Source organism: Paraburkholderia sp. SIMBA_054, from assembly GCF_046534875.1.
Taxonomy (GTDB): domain Bacteria; phylum Pseudomonadota; class Gammaproteobacteria; order Burkholderiales; family Burkholderiaceae; genus Paraburkholderia; species Paraburkholderia hospita.
In genome coordinates, this window is the sequence record NZ_JAWRXV010000023.1 from 97147 (window position 1) to 118215 (window position 21069).

Annotated in this window: 19 protein-coding genes; 7 read left to right on the forward strand and 12 right to left on the reverse strand. The window is 62.7% G+C overall.

Going from position 1 to position 21069, the window contains the following annotated elements; translation table 11 throughout:
- Positions 1-106: 106 nt before the first annotated feature.
- The 3 genes from SB822_RS26685 to SB822_RS26695 form a co-directional block, all read right to left on the reverse strand.
- Positions 107-721 carry a hypothetical protein gene (locus SB822_RS26685; protein ID WP_410856022.1) on the reverse strand — a complete coding sequence of 205 codons (615 nt, stop codon included), beginning with the start codon at positions 719-721 and terminating at the stop codon, positions 107-109.
- Between the two features lie 354 nt (positions 722-1075).
- On the reverse strand, positions 1076-1645 hold the full coding sequence (locus tag SB822_RS26690; protein WP_079493413.1) for a hypothetical protein: 570 nt from the start codon (positions 1643-1645) through the stop codon (positions 1076-1078).
- A gap of 346 nt (positions 1646-1991) precedes the next feature.
- Positions 1992-2951, reverse strand: a complete 960-nt coding sequence (locus SB822_RS26695) for a LysR family transcriptional regulator (RefSeq protein WP_007736591.1) — start codon at positions 2949-2951, stop codon at positions 1992-1994.
- Positions 2952-3082: 131 nt separating this feature from the next.
- Here SB822_RS26695 and SB822_RS26700 point away from each other — a divergent pair, with 131 nt between their 5' ends.
- From SB822_RS26700 to SB822_RS26710, 3 genes are all read left to right on the forward strand, one after another.
- Positions 3083-4249, forward strand: coding sequence for a mandelate racemase/muconate lactonizing enzyme family protein (locus SB822_RS26700; protein WP_079502821.1), 1167 nt, complete (start codon positions 3083-3085; stop codon positions 4247-4249).
- A 193-nt stretch (positions 4250-4442) separates the two neighbouring features.
- Positions 4443-5798 carry a C4-dicarboxylate transporter DctA gene (gene dctA / locus SB822_RS26705; RefSeq protein ID WP_079502822.1) on the forward strand — a complete coding sequence of 452 codons (1356 nt, stop codon included), beginning with the start codon at positions 4443-4445 and terminating at the stop codon, positions 5796-5798.
- Positions 5799-5833: 35 nt separating this feature from the next.
- Positions 5834-8131 carry an NADP-dependent malic enzyme gene (locus SB822_RS26710; protein WP_410856023.1) on the forward strand — a complete coding sequence of 766 codons (2298 nt, stop codon included), beginning with the start codon at positions 5834-5836 and terminating at the stop codon, positions 8129-8131.
- 247 nt (positions 8132-8378) lie between these two features.
- Here the strand turns inward: SB822_RS26710 and SB822_RS26715 are convergent, their stop codons facing one another.
- Positions 8379-8837 (reverse strand): HrpB1 family type III secretion system apparatus protein, encoded by a 459-nt coding sequence (locus SB822_RS26715; RefSeq protein WP_410856024.1) that lies wholly within the window; start codon positions 8835-8837, stop codon positions 8379-8381.
- A 312-nt stretch (positions 8838-9149) separates the two neighbouring features.
- Here SB822_RS26715 and SB822_RS26720 point away from each other — a divergent pair, with 312 nt between their 5' ends.
- Positions 9150-9863, forward strand: coding sequence for a hypothetical protein (locus SB822_RS26720; protein ID WP_410856025.1), 714 nt, complete (start codon positions 9150-9152; stop codon positions 9861-9863).
- A 70-nt stretch (positions 9864-9933) separates the two neighbouring features.
- Here SB822_RS26720 and SB822_RS26725 read toward each other — a convergent pair whose 3' ends face one another.
- Both SB822_RS26725 and SB822_RS26730 read right to left on the reverse strand, forming a co-directional pair.
- On the reverse strand, positions 9934-10440 hold the full coding sequence (locus SB822_RS26725; protein WP_410856026.1) for a lytic transglycosylase domain-containing protein: 507 nt from the start codon (positions 10438-10440) through the stop codon (positions 9934-9936).
- Positions 10437-10655: a hypothetical protein gene (locus SB822_RS26730; RefSeq protein ID WP_131542622.1), complete on the reverse strand. Its 219-nt coding sequence runs from the start codon at positions 10653-10655 to the stop codon at positions 10437-10439. The genes SB822_RS26725 and SB822_RS26730 overlap by 4 nt, the downstream gene beginning before the upstream one ends.
- A 378-nt stretch (positions 10656-11033) precedes the next feature.
- On the opposite strand from SB822_RS26730, the gene SB822_RS26735 reads away from it, so the two are divergent.
- Entirely contained in the window at positions 11034-12038 is a 1005-nt protein-coding gene (locus SB822_RS26735) for a phage tail tip lysozyme (protein ID WP_410856027.1), read from the forward strand.
- 48 nt (positions 12039-12086) lie between these two features.
- Positions 12087-13991 (forward strand): hypothetical protein, encoded by a 1905-nt coding sequence (locus SB822_RS26740; protein ID WP_410856028.1) that lies wholly within the window; start codon positions 12087-12089, stop codon positions 13989-13991.
- 180 nt (positions 13992-14171) lie between these two features.
- On the opposite strand, the gene SB822_RS26745 is transcribed toward SB822_RS26740, so the two are convergent.
- From SB822_RS26745 to SB822_RS26765, 5 genes are all read right to left on the reverse strand, one after another.
- Positions 14172-14891: a response regulator transcription factor gene (locus SB822_RS26745; protein ID WP_410856029.1), complete on the reverse strand. Its 720-nt coding sequence runs from the start codon at positions 14889-14891 to the stop codon at positions 14172-14174.
- Between the two features lie 332 nt (positions 14892-15223).
- The gene (locus SB822_RS26750) at positions 15224-16276 is read right to left on the reverse strand and encodes a catalase family peroxidase (RefSeq protein WP_410856030.1); all 1053 of its coding nucleotides are present in this window, start codon (positions 16274-16276) and stop codon (positions 15224-15226) included.
- A 42-nt stretch (positions 16277-16318) separates the two neighbouring features.
- Positions 16319-17293, reverse strand: coding sequence for an anti-sigma factor (locus tag SB822_RS26755; RefSeq protein ID WP_410856031.1), 975 nt, complete (start codon positions 17291-17293; stop codon positions 16319-16321).
- Positions 17294-17449: 156 nt separating this feature from the next.
- Positions 17450-18373 (reverse strand): anti-sigma factor, encoded by a 924-nt coding sequence (locus tag SB822_RS26760; RefSeq protein WP_114223348.1) that lies wholly within the window; start codon positions 18371-18373, stop codon positions 17450-17452.
- Positions 18370-18918: an RNA polymerase sigma factor gene (locus tag SB822_RS26765; protein WP_079502830.1), complete on the reverse strand. Its 549-nt coding sequence runs from the start codon at positions 18916-18918 to the stop codon at positions 18370-18372. The genes SB822_RS26760 and SB822_RS26765 overlap by 4 nt, the downstream gene beginning before the upstream one ends.
- 301 nt (positions 18919-19219) lie before the next feature.
- Between SB822_RS26765 and SB822_RS26770 the strand changes: the two genes are divergently transcribed.
- On the forward strand, positions 19220-19552 hold the full coding sequence (locus SB822_RS26770; RefSeq protein ID WP_086914706.1) for a DUF2322 family protein: 333 nt from the start codon (positions 19220-19222) through the stop codon (positions 19550-19552).
- Between the two features lie 5 nt (positions 19553-19557).
- On the opposite strand, the gene SB822_RS26775 is transcribed toward SB822_RS26770, so the two are convergent.
- Complete coding sequence (locus SB822_RS26775) at positions 19558-21042, reverse strand: HD domain-containing phosphohydrolase (protein WP_410856032.1); 1485 nt, start codon at positions 21040-21042, stop codon at positions 19558-19560.
- Positions 21043-21069: the final 27 nt, after the last annotated feature.

Sequence of the window (21069 nt, forward strand, 5' to 3'; positions counted from 1 at the left end):
GCAAGGGGCCCGGCGCAGTAACGCATCACTGGCGCTTCTTGCGTCGGACTACAACGGCGCGTCGAGTGTCGTCGCCTGCGCGAAGGCCAAGCCGAAAACACCTGAGTCATTTTTTGCGTGCTTCCAGATACTGGTACAGCGAGCCTTTGAAGTTCGATGGCGCGGGTTCTCCCTTGCGTCGCGCCTTGTCCATCGACAAGTTGTGATTCATGTCGGCGGCCTCGAAGTGCAACTGTTTGCCGAGCCGTTTCGCGTAATCGTATTCGTCCCGCGCGATGTCTCCGCCTCCGATAAAGATCAATACGTCCGAGGCTTCGACCATCACTCTCGAGGTCGGTGAAGGCGTATGGGTATTTTCGATGTAACCGCCCCAGCGATCGTCTTCAATGACGAATACGGTCTTGACGTCTTCCGCAAACCTCACCTGCTCCTTCACCGCGTTCGAGGACACGATACCGATAGTCTGGAATCCGCGTGACGATGCAAGCGCGTACGAGGCGCCGATACCCATCGGCGTCGCGCCGGAGCAGACGATGTCGGCGAGCGGGTCCAGTGTGTCGAGCCAGCCCGACAACATTTGCTCGACGGCATGTTGGTCCTCGTAGCCTGCCGAAGAAAAACCCGAAAACGTCACGACCCGGCGATTCAGACCTCGGATCTCACACAGGGCTTCGTCGATATCGCTCATGTGATGGATGTGTGTTTCGCTATGATCAGTCATGTGTTATCGCTCGTGGACTGGGATCCTGGGTATTGGCTCAGTTTTGTCGTCGGTGCCGATGGGAGATCTTGCCGCTCCGCCATCCTGGTCCGACCGGATGGACTACATTCTGGTCCATCCGCTTCGACAAGTGGCAACGCGACTGGGACAGGAACTGCATACGCCTGCACGTGAAGCTTGCTGGCGGCCCACGGTGAATCCAGTAACTTTTCCCGCATCGGCCTCGAAACCGCGTTGATCGGCAAGTTCCGCACCGCGCCGCGGATGCCCTTGCTCCAAAACCGCAGCAGTTTTATGTTCCGTTCTGCCCGTCGAGACTGCGCCGGAATCAATTGCGCCGATGCTTCAAGGCGTTCAGACAGCCTTGCGGCGCAACTGGCCGACCGATAGCCACACCGAAGAAACGAGAAAGTAGACAGCGCCTACCGCCGCGTAGCCGGCCACTTTGCCAATTGCGGGATGGATTGGCGCGCGGCTTTGCATCAGAAAAAATGCCCCTGCCAATGCCGACTGTCCGCCACTCAAGACCATCGCCCATTGCGCGCCCAGGCGCCTCCAACGACGGACGGCGGTGGCGAGCTGAAGCAGTCCGGAAAGTATGGCCCAAACGCCGAATACGCCCAGCACCCAGTCCGATCTCAATGCGACAATCACAGCAACCGTAGTAATGGCACTGATGATGACGTTGATGGCCTGGGTAGGATTTTCAGCCAATCCGCCGCTATGCGACGCGTCGATGTAATTGGCCAGCGCATCCCATGCGGGATACACGACCAGCAGTGCAACTGCGCTGGCCGGGAAGTGCTGGCCGACGGAGAAAGCTAGTACGACCCAGACAGCGGAAAACGCGGTACGGACAAAATAGTAGCGCGTGAGCCAGCGTTCGTCCTGAGCTCGAGTAATATCTTCATGGCGATCAACCATTGCAACTCCCTAACGGATTTTAATGAACGTGCCGAAGGGAAGGATCGCACTGGGCTTGCCTACGTGGCATCGGTCAAATGACCGACCGTGAACGACTAGCGCGTGTGGGTCACTCCGCTGGTCAGAATGAGGCCGGGAAGGGCGTCATTGCTGCTTGGATCGTGAGTCTGAGTACGTCCAGCACGCGAGGTTAAACGTTTCCTCCCGGTAGAGCGGAAGGGCCGTTGAGGGGCCGGTACATACCCATCGGATCAGCCCTGACTCCACCACAAAGCGTTTTTCGAGAATACGACGCGAAAGGCCGCAAGCTCTGCACATAGAGGTCAACGTGCCCAGGACGCAAGCCTCAAGCCTTCCGTCCGCCTCTCTTCTTCTGAGCATAAATCGCAGCCCCCGTTTCGACCGGAATGAACGGTGCCTGAAAATGATCGATCAGAAAATCGATAAATGTCCGTGCGCGCGCCGTCTGGTTCCGCTGGCTGGGATAGTAGACAAACAGATCGGCCGACGGTAGTACCGTATCCGGCAGGACCAGTTTCAACCTGCCGCTCTGAACGTACTTCGCCAGATCCCATTCGGAACGAATCAATATCCCATGTCCGTCGAGCGCCCACCGCAGCACGATATCGCCGTCATTGCTTGAAAGCGCGCCTTTGACTTTCAGCGCTTCCGTGTGATCGCCCTGCATGTACCGCCAGACGCCATACGCATCATCGTTCTGGCGATGAATGATGCAACGGTGCCGAACCAGGTCCTCCACGCGCTCCGGTGTCCCGAAACGCTCGAGGTATTTGGGTGAGGCACAGAGAAACCGGCGATTGCTCATGATGCGCCGTGCGCTAAGCCGGCTGTCGGGAAGCTCGCCAAAACGGATCGCCATGTCGAATGCCTCCTCGACCAGATCGATGGGCCGGTCGGTCACCTCAAACTGGATTTCGACGTTAGGAAACCGTTTCGCGAAGTCAGACACGAGCGGCGCGATGGTCGTGCGCCCGAAGCCGAGCGTCGCATTGATCCGTAATAGCCCATGCGGATCGGACCTGGACCCGGATATCTCGTCTTCCATCTGCCGGACTTGCCCGACGATCTGCGTCGCATAGCGCAGATAGGTCTCGCCTTCCGGCGTGAGGCTGACACTCCGTGTCGTCCTGTTGACCAGGCGCGCCCCCAGTCTCTGCTCGATCAGCCCCAGCCGCTTGGTCGCCGCCGGCGGGGTGAGATCGAGCGCACGCGCCGCTCCCGACAGGCTTTTCAGCCTGGCGATGAGGATGAAAAACTCGAAATCGGATGCAGAGTCGGTCGTCACTTCGGTTTGTTCACCAAAAGTAAAAAATGAAATGAATCCAGGTGAATTCTAACGCCTCATTCCGCGGATAAGCTAGTTTCCATTGCAGCCAGACGCATGCAAAACGTGCCCAAAACTCAGGAGACGCCATCATGAGAATCGTTGAAATCCGCGAAAAGACCGTTCCGATCAGCTCCCCGATCCGGAATGCCTACATTGACTTCAGCAAGATGACGCTGAGTCTCGTCGCCGTGGTGACGGATGTCATCCGGGACGGAAAGCCGGTTGTGGGTTACGGCTTCAATTCCAATGGTCGCTACGGTCAGGGCAAGCTGATGCGCGAGCGGTTCATTCCGCGCATCCTCGAAGCCGATCCCGCCACGCTCGTCAACGATGCCGGCGACAACCTCGATCCGCACAAGATCTGGGCGACGATGTTCACGAACGAAAAGCCGGGCGGCCACGGCGAGCGCTCGGTGGCCATCGGCACGATCGACATGGCGATCTGGGATGCGGTGGCCAAGATCGAAGGCAAGCCGTTGTTCCAGTTGCTGGCAGACCGTTATGGTAATGGCCAGCCCAATCGCAAGATCTTCGTGTACGCCGCGGGCGGTTACTACTACCCGGGCCAGGACCACGGGAAGCTGAAAGACGAAATGCGCAGCTACATCGACCGGGGTTATACGGTCGTGAAGAAGAAGATCGGTGGCGCTTCGCTCGATGAAGATTTGCGCCGCATCGACTCGATCCTGAGCGTGCTGCAGGACGGCCAGAAACTCGCCGTCGATGCCAACGGCCGCTTCGATCTCGACACCGCTATCCAGTACGCGAAGGCGCTGTCGCAATACGACCTGTTCTGGTACGAAGAACCCGGCGATCCGCTCGACTTCGAATTGCAAGCCACGCTGCGCAACTACTACGACAAGCCGATGGCGACGGGCGAAGACCTGTTCTCGATGCAGGACGCCCGCAACCTGATCCGTTACGGCGGCATGCGGCCCGATCGTGACTGGCTGCAGTTCGACTGCGCGCTCAGCTATGGCCTCGTCGAATACCTGCGTACGCTCGACATGCTGCATCAGCACGGCTGGTCGCCGAGCCGCTGCATTCCGCACGGCGGGCATCAGATGTCGTTGAACATCGCGGCGGGCCTTGGTCTCGGTGGCAACGAATCCTATCCGGACCTGTTCCAGCCGTATGGCGGCTTCCCCGATGGCGTGAAGGTGGACGGCGGCTATATCACCATGCCCGATCTGCCCGGCATCGGCTTCGAAGGAAAAGCCGATCTCTTCGCCGAGATGCAAAAGCTCTCCGCATAAGCCGCTGATCAACACACTCGCGGCAAATGTACCGACAAGCCGACAAGCGCGCCGAAAAGCGCGTCGGCGCAGCGTTCATAAAAACAGATAAACGGAACGCAGGCGAAATGAGGCCGTGCTCGCCGCAGCGCTAAATGCCGCTGCGGTGCTCAGCCTTACTTTCATTAAAAGATGCCACGCATAGGAGACAGTCATGCGGGTTTCAAAGATCGGAAAATCACTTTCGAAGCTTTACGTCCAGGTTTTGATTGGCATTGTTGCCGGTGTCCTCGTCGGACATTTTTACCCTGATATCGGGTCTCAACTCAAACCCCTCGGTGACCTGTTCATCAAATTGATCCGGATGCTGCTCGCTCCGATCATTTTTGCATCCGTCGTGGTGGGTATTGCCCGCATGAATGACCTTCATGAAGCCGGTCGGGTTGGCGTCAAGGCGGTCGTCTACTTCGAAATTGCGTCGACGATCGCGCTTGCGGTCGGCCTCGTGGTGGTGAACGTCATCAAGCCGGGCAGCGGCATGAACATCGACCCCGCGCATATCGACAGCTCGGCAATTACCACCTACACCCACGCGGCACAACAGCACGGCATGCTCGAGTTCTTCATGAGCATCGTTCCCAACAGCATTGTTGGAGCGTTTGCGAATGGAGAGATCCTGCCCATCATCTTTTTCTCGTTGCTGCTCGCCATCGCGCTCGCGAAGCTCGGTCCCCGCACCGCACCGTTTGTCGACATGCTCGATATGTTCCTTCAGGGCATGTTCGGGGTCGTACGAATCGTGATGTATGTCGCGCCTGTCGGTGCGTTTGGCGGCATGGCATTCACCATCGCGAAGTACGGGATTGGCACGCTGGCTTCGTTTGGTCAGCTGATGCTGTGTCTGTACCTGACCTCGATCTTCTTCGTGGTCGTCGTGCTCGGCCTCGTCATGCGCGTGAGTGGACTGTCGTTGTGGAAGTACCTCCGCTACATCAAGGACGAGATTTTCATCACGCTCGGGACAGCCTCGACTGAAGCGGTCCTCCCGCAAATGCTCATCAAGATGGAAAAGCTGGGGTGCTCACGTCCCGTGGTCGGGATGGTGTTGCCAACGGGCTATACGTTCAATGCCGATGGCACGGCGATCTATCTGACGATGGCCTCGATGTTCGTTGCGCAGGCGATGAACATCCACCTGACGATCTGGGATCAGTTGTTGTTGCTTGGCGTGCTGTTGCTGACGTCCAAAGGGTCGGCGGGTGTCGCCGGAGCGGGATTCGTGGCACTGGCGGCCACGCTCGCCACCATGCACAAAATTCCTGTATCCGGGCTGGTGCTGCTGCTTGGCGTCGACCGTTTCCTCAACGAGGCGCGTGCGGTGACGAATCTGATCGGTAACGGGGTGGCGACCATTGTGGTTGCTCGCTGGGAGGGCGCGCTCGACATGAACCAGGCCCGCGCGATGCTCAACCGTTCTGACACGAGCCTCGAAGCCCTGGAGTCGGTCGAAGACGCATCGATGGACCTGCCGCATCCGAACGACACCATTATTCGGTCCCACACGCACTGAGCTGTCGAGCCAACCCTATCCTGAGCACCGCCGCCATGACAAAACCATCCGAGACAACCAGCTTCCGCCAGGCAGCCCTCGACTATCACGAGTTCCCAACGCCGGGCAAGCTGACCATCGCACCGACGAAGCAGATGATCAACCAGCGCGACCTCTCGCTGGCCTACTCACCCGGGGTTGCGTTCGCGTGCGAGGCAATCGTCGAGAACCCGATGAACGCCGCGCGCTTCACCGCGCGCAGCAACCTGGTCGGTGTCGTGACGAACGGCACGGCAGTGCTCGGCCTGGGCAACATCGGGCCGCTTGCATCGAAGCCGGTGATGGAAGGCAAGGCGGTGCTGTTCAAGAAGTTCGCGGGTATCGACGTGTTCGATATCGAGTTGAACGAGTCAGACCCGCACAAGCTGGTGGACGTGATCGCGGCACTCGAACCGACTTTCGGCGGTATCAACCTCGAAGACATCAAGGCGCCGGACTGTTTCGTCGTCGAACGGGAATGCCGCAAGCGGATGAAGATTCCCGTCTTCCACGACGACCAGCACGGCACGGCAATCGTCGTCGCGGCCGCGGTCATCAACGGTCTGAAAGTGGTGGGCAAGCACATCAAGGAGGTGAAGCTGGTGGCATCGGGCGCGGGAGCCGCAGCGCTTGCGTGTCTCGATCTGCTTGTCGATCTGGGTTTGCCACTCGAAAACATTTTGGTCACGGATCTGGCGGGTGTGGTCTACAAGGGCCGTGTCGAACTGATGGATCTGGACAAGGCGCGTTTTGCGCGCGAAACGAACGCGCGCACGCTCGCCGAAGCGATCGGCGATGCGGACGTGTTTCTCGGCCTCTCGGCCGGGGGCGTGCTCAAGCAGGACATGGTCAGGCAGATGGCCGCGAAGCCGCTGATTCTTGCGCTCGCCAATCCGACGCCGGAGATTCTGCCGGAACTCGCCCTCGAAGCACGGCCGGATGCCATTCTGGCGACGGGCAGAGCTGACTTTCCGAACCAGGTCAACAACGTGCTGGTGTTCCCGTTCCTGTTCCGCGGCGCACTGGATGCGGGCGCGACGACGGTCACGCGCGAGATGGAAATTGCGGCTGTCCATGCGCTTGCTGAACTGGCGCGTCAGGAACAGAGCGACATCGTCGCAACGGCTTACGGCATTCGTGATCTGTCGTTTGGTCCTGACTATCTGATTCCGAAGCCGTTCGATCCGCGTCTGATCGTCAAGCTCGCGCCCGCTGTCGCGCAGGCCGCGATGGATTCGGGCGTCGCCACGCGTCCGATCGAGGACATGGAGGCGTACAGGCAGCATCTGCAGCAGTTCGTCTATCAAAGCGGCACGACGATGAAGCCGATCTTTCAGCTGGCGCGTCGCGTCGAGCCGGAGAAGAAGCGCATCGTGTTCGCGGAAGGCGAGGAAGAGCGCGTGCTGCGCGCGGTGCAGATCGCCGTCGACGAAAGGCTGGCGAAGCCCATCCTGATCGGTCGTCCGGCTGTGATCGAGCAACGTATTGCGAAGTACGGCCTGCGTCTGGTGAACGGCCAGGACTACATGATCGTCGACACCGATCACGACGAGCGCTACCGCGACTTCTGGCAGACCTATCACAAGATGATGTCGCGCAAGGGCTTTACCGAGCAGATGGCGAAGCTCGAAATGCGCCGCCGCACCACGCTGATCGGCGCGATGCTGGTGAAGCGCGGTGAGGCGGACGGCATGATCTGTGGCATGGTGAGCACGACGCACCGGCATCTGCACTTCATCGATCAGGTGATCGGCAAGAAGAAAGGCTGCAACGTCTACGCAGCAATGAATGCGCTGGTGCTGCCGGGCCGGCAGATTTTCCTCGTTGATACGCACGTGAACGTCGATCCGACAGCAGAAGAACTCGCCGACATCACGATCATGGCGGCCCAGGAAGTGCTGCGCTTCGGCATCGAGCCGAAGATCGCGCTGCTGTCGCATTCGAACTTCGGCACGAGCAACGCGCCTTCTGCGCAGAAGATGCGCGATGTGCTGGCGATCCTGCGTCAACGCGCGCCACACTTGCAGGTGGACGGGGAAATGCATGGCAGCCTCGCGCTCGACCACACGCTGCGCAGCGAAGCGATGCCGGATTCGACGCTCGAAGGCGACGCGAATCTGCTGGTGTTGCCGAACATCGACGCAGCCAATATCTCGTACAACCTGCTGAAGACGGCGGCGGGGAACAACGTCGCGATTGGCTCGATTCTGTTGGGCGCAGCGCAGCCGGTCCATGTGTTGCCCGCATCGGCGACGGTGCGCCGCATCGTCAATATGACGGCGGTGCTGGTGGCGGATGTGATTGCGCAGAACTAGCCGCGACGTTCAAACACCAGAATCGCTTTTTATATGCTTTCTGCCAATCTCCCTGTTGGCAGAAAGAGAAGGGCGATGTTCCCCTTCCGCCTGAGGGGAAGTCTGGCAATTTCCGTCTTTCCAGCCTCACGACAAGCGCCCCAGTCTCACGAATTCTGTTCCTCTGCAGCAGACGCGCAACCCGTGCCCGCCAAGGTCGACGCGTTCGCACTAACACTCGCTGCCACGCGCAACGCTGCCATCGCCATCAACTATGCTCCAGCGCGCGATTCGTCTCGATTGCAGCAAGCACGCGCATCGACAGTTCCGGACCATGAACGCTCGCCGCCTCGTCATTGGGCACATTCAGGAACCGCGCGACGATCGCGATAGCCGTGTCGTTGTTCGTATCGACGGCGTCCGTCGCGGCGCGGCGCCACTCGTCGTCGTGCTGCATGAAAAGGCACAACGCATACAGCGCCGACACGACGGGCAGATTCGCGTGACGGCTCGTCACGTGGCGCAGCAGGCTCGCCGCTTCTCGCCATTCCGTCTGGTTGATCAGCAAACGGGCCTCGCACACGTCGGCAAGCGGGCTGTCCGGCTGCCACGCGCGCAACGCGCCGAGCACGTCATGCAACTCCGGCATGGCGCCGATGCGCATGCCGCCTGAAAACACCGACATCATCGCGTTGAGCACGGATGGACTGCATTGAAGATTCGACATGGCGGTCTCGCATGAACGGTTGACGATCGAAAGCGGGCACTCGCCCGACACTGCATTCTGTGTGCGCCGCCGCTTTCGATCTTCCGCGTGCGCGAAGCGTCGTGCCGCGTGCCGAAGCGCATCCTCGACGCGTGTGAAGAGTGGACAACGTTTCAGCACGCTGCAGCGAGCCAACGGCATGCGTCATTCGCGACGCGTCACGCGGCTTCGCGCCGCATGGGTGTGGAGTGCCCGCATGAATCTATCGTCGAGGCTGAATCGGGATCGGGCAAAGATCGCCGGTTCGTCTTCTTTTTAACCAGAGAGAATTCGATGAACTCCATTACCCAATCCTTTCTCAACCCCGTGAACTACACGCCCGTCGGCGGCATGACGGGCGGCGCGTCGCAAGCCGTGCCGGGTCAGGGCGGCGACGTCGGCAAGCTGCTGCAGGATCTGTCACAACTCATCGACGGCCAGCAGAACAACGCGGGCGGCGGAAACAACGTCAGCCAGTTCCTGCAGGATCTGGCGGGCGTGCTCGGCGGTCAGCAAGGCGCGCAAGGTGCACAGGGTGCGCAGAATCCCGCTTCGCCGATGGGCGGCCAACCCGGCTCGATGCCGCCGATGGGCTCGGCCACGGGAACGCCCGCTGGTTCGGCGACGGGTTCGCCGACGGGCGCGTCGGCCAGCAACGGCCTGGGCACGGCCGGCCAGGGCATGCACAACATCAAGATCAACAGCAAGGCGGGCGGCGACGCGCTGCATCTGCAGGAAGACTCGCAGGGCAACCTGTACAACGCGAGCGGCAACAACGTCGGCCATATGGGCGCGGACGGCTCGGTCACGCTGAACTCGGGCGCGACGAAGGAAGCCGCGATTCTCGAAACGGGTCATTCGAACGGCAAGATGGACATGGCGCAGAGGTTCGGGTTCGCGGGCAACGGCCTGACGAATCCGGAAACGGGCGATGGCGGCAACAAGGTGTTCGATTCGTCGCAGGTGTCGGTGTCGTCGGGCGATCTGAATCAGAAGAACGACGTCTGATCGAGGTCGGGATGCGGCGCGCGAGATTCGTCGGACGCGCCGCTGTTTGACTAACGACTTCGCAGTACGCTCAACGCGCGGCCAGCGATGCAGCCGTCACCGGTATCGCATGTGCAGGGTCGCGCCGCCAGCGTTCGATGATCGCGGCGATGCGGCGCGCGTAATCGTCGCGCAGCGCAGGCGTCGACGAATGATAGGCGCCCACGGCTGTCCACGTGTTGCCGTAGCGGACCACCTGTTTGCGCAGATGCCACGCGGCGATATAGACGTTCTTGCACGGCACCATCAGCGCGTCGCGCCGGATGCCGTATCGCTCGAGTTCCGGCAGATGGATCGAGTTGATCTGCATCACGCCGTAGTCGGTCGAACCGTTGGCGTTCGCATGCGTCGCGTCGGCGTTGTTGTGCGATTCCTGCCACGCGATCGCGCGCAGGATCAGCGGATTCAGACGTTGCCATGCGGCGGCATCGTCGAAGCAGTCGGCGTGGGCCGCGGACGTCACAAGCGCAGTCGACGCGCACAGCAGCGTGCCGGCGATGCGCAACGCGCGGCAGTTCGTGCGGCGGCCTGGGCTCATGGCGTCATTCCATCGCGCGACCGCATTTCGTGCCAGTGCGCGAGCCATGCGTTGTACGCATCGATGCGCGCTTCGCGGCGTGCTTCAGCGAGCCGTTCCTGTTCGAGACGCGCGTCTTCGCGATGCGCTTCCTCGCGATGTGCGTCGAGGCGCCTTTGCTCCGCGCGCGCTGCTTCCAGATGTCGCGCTTCGATCCTGTCGTCGTCAGCGTTCACGTGAAGCAATCCGTCGCGCTGTGCGTTCTGAGCGGACGCGTGAGCGCAGAACGCGACTGCTAGCGACATGGATAACGCAATAGCGGCGCGTCCAGAGAGGCGCATTGACTTGCTCCTTGATTGTGTGCAATGAGCGTGCGAAATAAGCGGGCGGGATGCGATGCGAACGAGGATACGAGCCACGCCGCATGCAACGCCCGCGCGACGCGAAGTATCGATACGGACAAACGAAGCACACGGCGGCACGCTGCGCTTTCGTGTTTGCGCATCTGGCTTCGCGCGCCACGCGGTGCGACGGCTGGACGGCTTTTATCCTGACGGCACCAGGTCGACGCAATCGATACGGCGCATCGTCGGCCTTCTCCTCAGAGGACTCGGATGAACACTCTTTCACTTCTCAACGGCGTAGGCGGTGTGTCGGGGCCGTCGCCCGTCGCGGGCGTGCAGGGCAATGGCTCGTCTCAGGACGCGTCGGTTGCGAATCTGCTGAGCGATATTGCGAAGCTGATCGACGGCGGCGGGGCCGCACAAGGCACGGGGCAGAGCGCGGGAACCGCGGGTGCATCGGCGGGCAGCAATAACGGTCTGTCGCAGTTCTTCGCCGATCTCGCCGCCATGCTGCGCGACCCGGACGGCACGGGTGCGCAAGGCGGCGCGGGTGGTGCGCCGGCGGGCGCGCCGTCTGGCGGTTACGATAATTTTGCAGCGATGCCCGGCAGCGGGACGCCTGTCGGCGGCTATGGCGCAGGCGGTGGCGGTGGAGCGGCTGGCGTCGGCAATAGTGGCGCAATCAATAACGCCGCAGGCAATGGCGCGAGCACTAACGGCGCAGCCGCTTCCGTGTCCTCGCCATCTTCAACGCCAAGCGCATCCTTCGGCGCAGCACCCGAAAGACTCAGCACCGCGCCGCAAACACAAGCCTTGTCGCCTGCGCAGAGCAAGCAAACCGCCGACGCCTACGTCAGCAATCTGCAAAAGGACTTCGGGCTCACGAAGGATCAGGCGGCGGGCATCGTCGCGAACCTGTGGCACGAGAGCGGCGGCATGAACTCTGGCATCAACCAGGGCGGCAAGATCGGCGCGCCGAGTTCGAACATGGCCGACGACAACGCGAACGGCTACGGCATCGCGCAATGGGGCGGCACGCGCAAGCAAGGTCTGCTCGACTACGCGCGCCAGCACAACCTCGATCCGTCGAGCGAAGCCGCTAACTACGGCTATCTGAAACAGGAATTGCAGACCTCGCAGGCGGGCGCAATCGCGGCCGTGAAGGGCACGAATAGCGCACAGGCCGCGACGCAAGCGTTCTGCAACGCCTTCGAGCAGCCGTCCGATCCGCAGATGGCATCGCGTCTTGGGTATCTGAACCAGATTCTTGCGTAAGGCTTCACGCCGCGTTCGCGTTCAAATCCATTGCCGACGAGCTTTGCCATGCTGAAAACGACGAACCTCTCCCCGCATGTCACGACCCGCACCACGACGGATACTGCCGCCGATAGCACACGTCCGCGACAGCGAACCGCGAACTCGCCTCCGCCGCCAGCGGGTCCGCGTCCGATGCCCGCGCCGCTCGCGCAGCTGAGATCGCACGCGTCTTCGTCGGCAAACGGCGACGCGCGCGTGGGCCGCAATGGCGCGACGTTCTCAGCCAGCACGGCCAGCGCACACGATGAGCAGCGGCCACGCATTGCGGCAAAAGCACCCGACAAGCCGTTGCACGCGTTGCCGCCCTCATCGGACGAAGCGGGGCCGTTGCATGCGGCGTCGTCATCGGGTGCATCAAAGATAAACGCTCCTTCGCAACCGCCGTCACGCACGCCATCCATCGCGGAGGCCACCGACACCGCGCCCAACGATTCCCCGCAAGATCCCGGCTTCAGACTGCCCGCACGTTCGCAGCGTTTAGGCCAGCCCGTCTATCGCGACAAGCCCGGCTTCTCGCTTCTGGAGACCAACAAGCTGCGTCCCGAGGCGTCGGTGGCGGGTGCGATCGGCATCGGCACGCACACGACAGCGGGCGCGGCGACGGGCGCCGTGGTCGGCGGCAGTCTGACTGCCGCGCACGAAGCCGTCGGCGCGCTCGTCAACGGCCACGCGTTCTTCGCCGCGCGGGAGCGCAAGCAGCGCTATGGCGAACAACTCGACAGCATGCTGCAGGACGATCTGAAGAAATTCCAAAGCGACATCGACAACGGCGTGCCGTTACGGCCCGAGACGATGATTCTCAAGCGCAAGAACGGCATTCAGAAAACCAGCGACCTCTTCACGAAGCCGGCGAGCAACGCGGCAGGGAAGGCGCCGCAGAATGCACAAGCAAATGCAGGAGCGAAGACGAAGCCCAACGCCGAACTCGATTACGACATGGACGCGGTACGCAAGCTAGCCGGATCGGACGATCCCGAACTGAAGCAGGAAGCCGCGCACGCGAAGAACGTGCTGCTCACCGCCTTCCTCAAGGACGACGTCGCCGCCAAACAGGGCAACCGCGCGGCCTACGAATTCATCCGCAACACGGTCGCGATCGGCGCAGCGACGGCGACGGCCGTGGGCACGCATGGCGCGTCGGTGGCGGCTGCGGGCTCGCATGCGGCGGCGACAGCAGCGAGCGAACGCATCGCGGGCAGCGCGCTCGCGGGCGCCGGCGCGCTCGACGTCGGCAAGGGCATCCGCGGGCTCAAGCAGCGCATGCGCGACGAGAAGGCGGAAGTGGCGGGCAGCTACGAGTTGCACAAGCGCAAGGCGTTCGCCGATTCCGTTGTCGGCGAAGGCGCGGACCCGCAGATGAAGCAGGCCTTCGACGATCTCGGCGATGCGCGCGGCAAGCTCATCAAGGACACACACCTCGCGTTCCGCCAGCAGGCGCATACGCAGGCCGGGCAGGAGCGCTACGGCAAGATATTCCCCGGCACGATGATTGACGAGCGGAAGTCGACCGCCGCGAAGAAGGAAACGCGCGATCTCGTGGGCAAGCATGCGCATGCCGTTGTCGAGTATCAGATGGGACTTGGTGATCCGGCTAAACAGAAGACGCTCGCGAACCAGTGGAACACGATCATGCAAAGTGGCGGCACGCGGCAGACGCGCTCGCGTCAGTTCGCCACGCTGATCGACGCCGATCCCGGCATGAAGAACGCGTATCAGCTGTTGCGCGATACGGGCATGGGGCGCAGCGAATCGATCTACACGATGCAGCGGATGGTCGAGATGTCGATCGAATCGAAGCTGGCGAAAGACCCGGAGATGGCCGCGTTCGGCGGCAATGCCGACTTCGCGAAGGACGACGCCGCGCAAAAGGCGACGACGAGCCGTTTGACGTCAGCGTTCGCACGCCGTTGACGCATGCGCGAAGGGTGGCTCGCATGCGTGAACGGGCGCGTGACAAAGAGCACGGCGAAAGGGCATCGGTTGCGGGCGGGTTGCCGCATCGTTGGGCGCGTGCATCGTGTGCCGCGCGGGCCGCATTCGTCCAGTACTTTTGCATCTTCTCAATCGACGCGGTGGTGCTCGAAAGCCCGCTCACGCGGCCAGCGGCTGTCGACTGTCGGCCGCCTCGCCATGCCGCGCGATGAACACATAGCCGAGCGAGTAGACCGTTTTCAGTTGCGACCCATCGCGGCCATCGAGCGCGAGCTTCGAGCGCAGCTTGTAGATATGTTGTTCGAGCGAGCGTCCCGCGAGGTCGGCGTCCTTGCCCCACACGGCGTTCGCGAGCTGCTCGCGGCTCATCAGCGAGCCTGCGTTCATCAACAGCAGCCATGCCAGGCTCAGCTCGCGCGCGGTCAGCGCCACGCAACGCTCGCCGAAGCTCACCGTGCGCGCCGTCCGGTCCACCGTATAGCCCGCCACCGTCAGCCGGTCGACCACGCGCGAGCCGCGGCAGCGCGCAATCGAGCGCCGTGCGCGCGCCATGATCTCGTCGACGCTCGCGGTGCCGATCACGACTTCATCGACGCCCGCATCGAGCGCCTCGATCACGGCTTCGCTGTCCCACGAACGGCCGATCATCATCACGGGCAGATCGGTGCGGAAATGGCAGGTGCGCCACTTGAGCGTCGCGAGCGCGGGAATCTGGCTCTGCGTCGCATCGAAGATGACGAGCGCCGCCGAATTGCGTTGCAGGAAGCGGATCAGCGAAAGCTCGTCGGTGAAACGCGTGCAGGATGTGCCGTTCTGTTCGAACGCTTCACTGATCTGTTTGAACAGCACGTCGCTGAAAGTGAAAAAGGCAATTCGCATGTGTACTCCATTACCATCGCGGCGCGACCCAGGCGCGCCGATATCCCCCGTCGTTCTGGTCTGAGGCGCCGTCTATGTTTTTGCAGCGCTCTTGTCATACAGAACACCTGATAGCAAGGGGCTATTCCATCCGTTTCTCAATCGGCTGGGAATGCGAATGAACACGCGAAAAATGCTTGTGGGACAAAGGTTTGCAGCGCCACATGCGCTGCATCGAAAGACGCCGCGTAAAAAAATTTTTGTGCTTCAACGCAGCGAAGAACCGTTCGATCAAGCGAAGCAGCAACGAAGCTTCATCGCGTACGCGCCCACTATCTGGGTGAGCCGCGTGCTTACTTGCCTGCCGCGTAGCGTTGCTCTTCATGCACGCGACGTTCGTGCGATTCCGCATACGCGGCGGAACGTGCCTTGAGCAACGGATCGTCGGACGGCGCGATGCCATCGGGCAGCTTCAGCGGATCGAAGCTGATGTCGCGGCATGGGCCGTCGATCTGCGGCTCTTCACGCTGCACGACGAGCGTACCCACGTCGATCTGCGTGCGGTTCGCGGGCCATTGGCGTGTCGAATCGTTGGTGACGTCGCCGGGTTGCGCGAGCGTGATGACCATGTGCCACCGCACGGGACCTTGCCGCAGGCGCTCGGCAAGACCGCGCTCCAGGAAATCGGTGTCATGCGTTTGTGCATCGGCGAGCGGCGTATAGGTATCGTCGGGTTCGACGCGCCAGCGCACATCCTGCGCATGCCCGTCGCGGTCGATCAGCCGGAACGCCGAAACGCTGTAGTACGCGGCATTATCGAAGCCCGATGAAGGTGGATGATCGCGCAGCCATTGATCGAAGCGCGCGGTTTCGGGATGCGTCTTCATGAACGCATCCATGCCGGGGTTGTCGCCGTACGTGGTTGCGTCGTGCGCTTGCCGCGAGGCCGCGAGCATCTCGACCAACGCTTCGGGGCTGCGCACGGGGAAGATCGGCGCGGAGTTCATCGCGGTGCGCCATTCGCCGCCGCCAGGCGTCACGATGCGCAGCGCGAGGCTGCGCACGTTCGACGCGCCATCGGCCTGCGCGGGATTGCCGCCGCCGATCGACAGGCGTCCCACTACTTGCGACTTGCCGGCCGCGAACACGCCTGCGCGCGAGAGCGGCGCGGCATTGCCGTTGCTGTCGAAATAGCCGGTCACGCACACGCCTTTAGCGTGATTGCGCCGAAAGCCCGGGTGCTTGCCGGATACGGCTTCGAAGCCGTCGACGATCTGGTTCGCCGAAGGCTGCGCGCCGAGCAGGCTGCCGAGGCCATGCGAGTACGCATAAGCGCCAGCTATCGAGCCAAGCGTGACGACGGTGAGCGCGCCGCCCGCGACAATGCGAAAAGAAAGTCTGGACATGAATCGACAGCGGGTGCAACACGCGCCACTGCGCGCGCGGCATCAAACGGAACCAAACAGTGGATCGAAATGGCGTTCAGCGATCTCTTTGCCAATTGGCGCAAGATCGCCATTGCTGGTTGCGCCGATCAGCGCATAGCCGAGATTGGATTCACGCCACGTGACGACGTTCATCGTGTCGATGCGTTGCGACGCGACGGACTGATTCGCCTTGTTTTCCTTGATCACGCACAGCGCGACGGGATCGCCTTTCTGCGGCAGATAGATGATCTGCACGAGAGGGCGCCCATGGAACTTCAGGCGCTGCACGCGGATGAAGCGCAAGCCCGCCTTGCTGAGATCGGGCACGTTCAGCGCAATGCCGTCCTCGCTGCGGATCTCGTTGACGGTGCTTTGCGCGTCCGATGAATCGGGCCACAAATGCGCGACGGTGTCGCGCGAATAGAGTTGCTGATAGCTGGCTGCGACCTGTACCCACGGCAGCGAACCCATCGTCGCGGCCGCGACTGTAGCGGTGCTGCCGGACGGCTTGCCCGACTCGCCAAAGCCGACGCCGGGCGCGAGCCGCAACACGACTCCGCAGCAGAACGCGCCGCCGACGAACGCGACGGCAAGCCATGCCGGCGCGATGCGCAGGCGCGAGCGCACGGGCGCGGAGGGCGGCATGTGCGCGTCGTGTTCGATCGCGGGGTCGTTCGCGCTTTGCGCGTTGTCGCCTTGCGCAGCGGCGGGTGCCACTGACTGTTCGGCCTGCTGGGCTTGCGCGGCGGCGCTCAGCTTCGCGGCTTCCGTATGCGCGCGGATCAGATCGTCGACCCGCTTGACAAGGCTCGCCGGAACGGGCGGCAGTGTCTGCGCGGCGAACGCTTCGCGATACGGCAGGCGCGACGCCTGGAAAAGGGCGACCTTATCCGCGAGCTCCGCGTGTGCGCGAAGTTCGTCTTCGATCTGCTGGCGTTCCTGCGGCGATAGTTCGTCGTCGACATACGCCATCAGCACGGTATCGTCGACTTTCATACGCTCGGGCCTTGGTCGGGAGTGCCGCAACACTCGAAATCATTCATGTCACAGCGCTGTCACAGCTATCTGACTCTTAAGTATAACGTCCTGTCCGCGCATGCGGGCAATGCTCCGATTTGACGTGCTTCCGCGCGAAGAACCTTGCATGCGCTGTCAACTTTCTACGGGCCGCACGGGCAACGGCGCCAGGCTGAACATCGCATCGACATCGCGCTTCGCGATCAGCTTGCCGAGCTTGTCGAGATCGACCTGGCCGGCCGTGCCGATCAGCGCGTAGCTCAGTTCCGACTGCCTCCACGTGACGACGTCCATGTCGTCGATCTTCTGCTGCGCAAGCGACTGGTCGGGCTTTGCGTCCTTCACCACGCACAACGCGACCGGGCCGCCCGTTTTCGGCAGATAGACGATCTGCACGAGCGGCTTGTCGTGAAAGCGCAGCCGCTGGATGCGCTTGAACGTCAGGCCTTGCGCGCTGAGATCGGGCACGCGCACGGGCAATCCGTCGATCTGATGGATATCGGCGACGGTTTTTGCCGACACGGCCGCGTCCGTCGCGACGGCCACCGTGTCGCGTGAATAGAGCGCCTGATAACCGGCGGCAGCCATCACCCAGGGCGAAGCGGGTGGCGCGGACGCGACCGTCGCAGCGCCGCCAGGCAAGCCCGGAAGGCTGGGCAACAGCCGCAAGCCGACCACGCAAGAGAACACACCTGCAGCGAACGCGGCGGCAAGCCACGGCGCGGAAAAGCGCATGAGCGAACGCACGGGCGCGGACGGTGGCAGGCCAAGGTTCGGCGGCGCGATGGCGTCGTTCGCGGCGGGGCCGGGCGGCACGGGCGACGTCGCGCTCGCATGCGTGCGCGAGAGTTCGGCGATCTTGCGCGTCAACGATTCGGGCACGGGCGGCAGCTTCTGCTGCGCGAACGCATCGTGATACGGCAGGCTCGATGCGCGGAACAGTTCGATGCGCTCCGCCAGATCCGGCGAGTCGTCGAGCTCGCGTTCGATCTCGCGGCGTTCCTCGATGTCGAGTTCGCCGTCAACGTAGGCCATCAGCGTGATGTCGTCGACTTTCATGACGCCGAGTCCTTGCCGAAGGTGGCCATTTTCATCGACGGGACTGGCTTGCTGGCGAACAGCGCGCCGATCGCCTGGCGCGCGCGCGACAGCCGGCTCATCACGGTGCCGATGGGAACGTTCAGCGTTTCGGCCGTTTCGCTGTAGCTGAGGCCTTCGACGGCGACCAGCAGCATCACGGCGCGCTGCGCGTCGGGCAGGCGCTGCACGGCCTCGATGATCTGCGCGTTCATCGTGATCTGTTCCGGCGTGCGCGCCTTCGGGTCTTCGACCGTTTCGAGAAAGTCGTCGTCCCATTCCATGCTGGAGCGGTTGCGCACCGAACGGGCGCGCAGCTCGTTGATCCACGTGGAGTGGACGATCGAGAACATCCAGCTAAGCGGCGCGGTGTCCGCCTGCAACTGATGCGCGCGTTCCAGCCCGCGCACGCAGGCACGCTGAACGAGGTCTTCAGCGTCGTGCTGGTCGCCGGAAATGCGCAATGCGAAAGCCCATAACCTGGGAAGCATCTCGGGCAGCATGCCGGACAAGTCTGCGCCTGTCATTGAAGTCGTTCCTTGCTACTGACTCGTTGGTCTGCCCTCGACGAAGGCATAAGGCCGGTGCGCGGCAAACGTTGGCGCGCCTGAATATATACGGACGGAGTTCAAGCCGATAATTTTAACGTCGATCCGACAATGTTGCTGACGAGCGTTTTCGGCGCGCCGTGCTTCCGTTCGGGGCCGAAGCGGAAAGGCGAGTGAAAGACGGTCACGGCATGCAAACCCGGGAGCCGCACGTTCAATCGGTCAGTCAATCGGCTAAGATACGGCCCGCCAGTCATTTTCGAACGATGGAGTGTTTTCAGTGATTCAACCGGGCAACGTATTCAAGGACAACCTCGCGCAACTGCCGGGCATCGACGGTATCGAACGGATCGATCTCGTCGACGGCAAGGGCGCCGTGGTCGCGAGCATCGAGAACAAGCCGGGCAAGCAGGGCTCGGTTGCCGTGTACCACTATTTGCGCAACGCGTTCGGCACACTCGACGCGAAGGCCGCCGAACATGGCCTCGCCGTGTTCGCGGAACATACGGCCGATGCGCGCAACCGTCCGGGCGCGCATCCGAATGTCGACCGGCTGCTGGAGATTGCAGTGGGCGGCGAAGCGCTGCGTATCGACGTCGTCGCAGCGGCCTGAGCGCGTCACAGCACGCCTAGCGCCAGGGCCTTGAGCGTGGCGGCTGCGCGCGTCGAGCAGTCCAGCTTGCGGAATACGCTTTCGACGTGCGTGCGCACGGTGCTCGGACTCAAGGACAGATCGCGGGCAACTTCCTTGTTGCTCGCGCCGCGCGAAATGCCGCGCAGCACGTCGACTTCACGCGCGGAAAGCCGCGCCGTTTGCGCGCGCGGATTCACGACGCGCCGCTGCGCGACACGCTCGTCGATCAGTGCATTGACGACATCGGCGTCGAAACGGCCTCGTGCGGCTTCTTCGTGCAACAGCTTCGCTGCTTCGTCGTGCGTGAGCGCCGCACGCCACGGACGCGCCGCGCGTAACGCGACCCACGCGGTGCTCGCCGCGAGAATGCGCGCTTCCATCGACAACGCAGCGCCCAACGCACCACGAAAATAACCCGAGCCGTCGAGCCGTTCATACGCGTATGAGCCGAGTTCGGCCGCCTCGGCGAGCGAGCCCGTCTGCTTGCCCGCGCGCGACGTCCAGTACGGCACGAGACGCGCTTTCTCCCACGCCGCCTGCGACAGACGGGCAGGCGCGTCCCAGACGGAGTTCGGCACGGCCGCGCGGCCCATGCCATGAACGAGGCCTGCGCAATAGAGCCGGTTTTGCGCGTTCGCATCGAGCGCGAAGCGCGCTGCGCATGAGGCAGCCGTCGCCGCGACGCTGCGCGAATAGCCCGTCATCCACGGCAGTTTGAGATCGATGATGTCCGCGACCAGTTCGACGGGCGTGACGTCGTTCATCTGCTGCGTCAACAGCACGGCATCGATCGACACAGCGTCCGCCTGTGCCAGTTCATCGAGCCATTGCGGTGCGAGCCGGACCGCGAGCCGCGCGAGCTTGTCCGGGTAGCGCGAATCGGCACGCTCACCGATCAGCACACTCGCGCGTTCGATCCCGTACGTGCGCGAAAAAATCTCCAGTTCGCCCGCCAGCGCCACGACGAACACGGTGGCGGGCACGGCGCTGCCCGCCAGCCGGTCCGGCGTGCCCGTGCCGTCCCACGATTCGAACACGTGCCGCAGCGTGGCTTCCGTGCCCTGGCCGAGACCGAGCATGCGCGCCGCTTCCCCCGACACTTCGCAGTGAATGCGCGCGAGCGGCGTCATGACCGCGCTCACATCGCCTTGCAATTCCATCGGGCGTGCCCAGTCCGGCTTGAGCGCGAGCATCGCTCCGCGGCTCGCGACGTCGTCGCCGAGCGCTTCTGCGAAGCCCGACGCGTTCGCCGTGCAGCCCGACCAGCGCAACAGCGACGCCTCGCACACGGCGACGACGGCCGCTTCGCCGAGTTCCGCGGCCCGTGCGAGGCGTACGGCGAGCCACGCGGTGCGGATGGAGTGGTCGGTTGGCTGGCCCATGCTCAGATCGCCGATGAAGGCGAGCGCCTTCACGGCATCGAAGACGCGAACGACGGGGCCGCCGGATGAGCCTGACGAGGTCTGCATAAAGGTGCGATGTGGGTCTTTTATCGA

What these genes read in the sequence shown, in the direction of transcription:
- SB822_RS26685 (WP_410856022.1), bottom strand. Translation starts at nt 721, where the DNA reads ATGACTGATCATAGCGAAACACACATCCATCACATGAGCGATATCGAC.
- SB822_RS26690 (WP_079493413.1), bottom strand. Translation starts at nt 1,645, where the DNA reads ATGGTTGATCGCCATGAAGATATTACTCGAGCTCAGGACGAACGCTGG.
- SB822_RS26700 (WP_079502821.1), top strand. Translation starts at nt 3,083, where the DNA reads ATGAGAATCGTTGAAATCCGCGAAAAGACCGTTCCGATCAGCTCCCCG.
- dctA (WP_079502822.1), top strand. Translation starts at nt 4,443, where the DNA reads ATGCGGGTTTCAAAGATCGGAAAATCACTTTCGAAGCTTTACGTCCAG.
- SB822_RS26710 (WP_410856023.1), top strand. Translation starts at nt 5,834, where the DNA reads ATGACAAAACCATCCGAGACAACCAGCTTCCGCCAGGCAGCCCTCGAC.
- SB822_RS26715 (WP_410856024.1), bottom strand. Translation starts at nt 8,837, where the DNA reads ATGTCGAATCTTCAATGCAGTCCATCCGTGCTCAACGCGATGATGTCG.
- SB822_RS26720 (WP_410856025.1), top strand. Translation starts at nt 9,150, where the DNA reads ATGAACTCCATTACCCAATCCTTTCTCAACCCCGTGAACTACACGCCC.
- SB822_RS26725 (WP_410856026.1), bottom strand. Translation starts at nt 10,440, where the DNA reads ATGAGCCCAGGCCGCCGCACGAACTGCCGCGCGTTGCGCATCGCCGGC.
- SB822_RS26735 (WP_410856027.1), top strand. Translation starts at nt 11,034, where the DNA reads ATGAACACTCTTTCACTTCTCAACGGCGTAGGCGGTGTGTCGGGGCCG.
- SB822_RS26740 (WP_410856028.1), top strand. Translation starts at nt 12,087, where the DNA reads ATGCTGAAAACGACGAACCTCTCCCCGCATGTCACGACCCGCACCACG.
- SB822_RS26745 (WP_410856029.1), bottom strand. Translation starts at nt 14,891, where the DNA reads ATGCGAATTGCCTTTTTCACTTTCAGCGACGTGCTGTTCAAACAGATC.
- SB822_RS26750 (WP_410856030.1), bottom strand. Translation starts at nt 16,276, where the DNA reads ATGTCCAGACTTTCTTTTCGCATTGTCGCGGGCGGCGCGCTCACCGTC.
- SB822_RS26755 (WP_410856031.1), bottom strand. Translation starts at nt 17,293, where the DNA reads ATGAAAGTCGACGATACCGTGCTGATGGCGTATGTCGACGACGAACTA.
- SB822_RS26760 (WP_114223348.1), bottom strand. Translation starts at nt 18,373, where the DNA reads ATGAAAGTCGACGACATCACGCTGATGGCCTACGTTGACGGCGAACTC.
- SB822_RS26765 (WP_079502830.1), bottom strand. Translation starts at nt 18,918, where the DNA reads ATGACAGGCGCAGACTTGTCCGGCATGCTGCCCGAGATGCTTCCCAGG.
- SB822_RS26775 (WP_410856032.1), bottom strand. Translation starts at nt 21,042, where the DNA reads ATGCAGACCTCGTCAGGCTCATCCGGCGGCCCCGTCGTTCGCGTCTTC.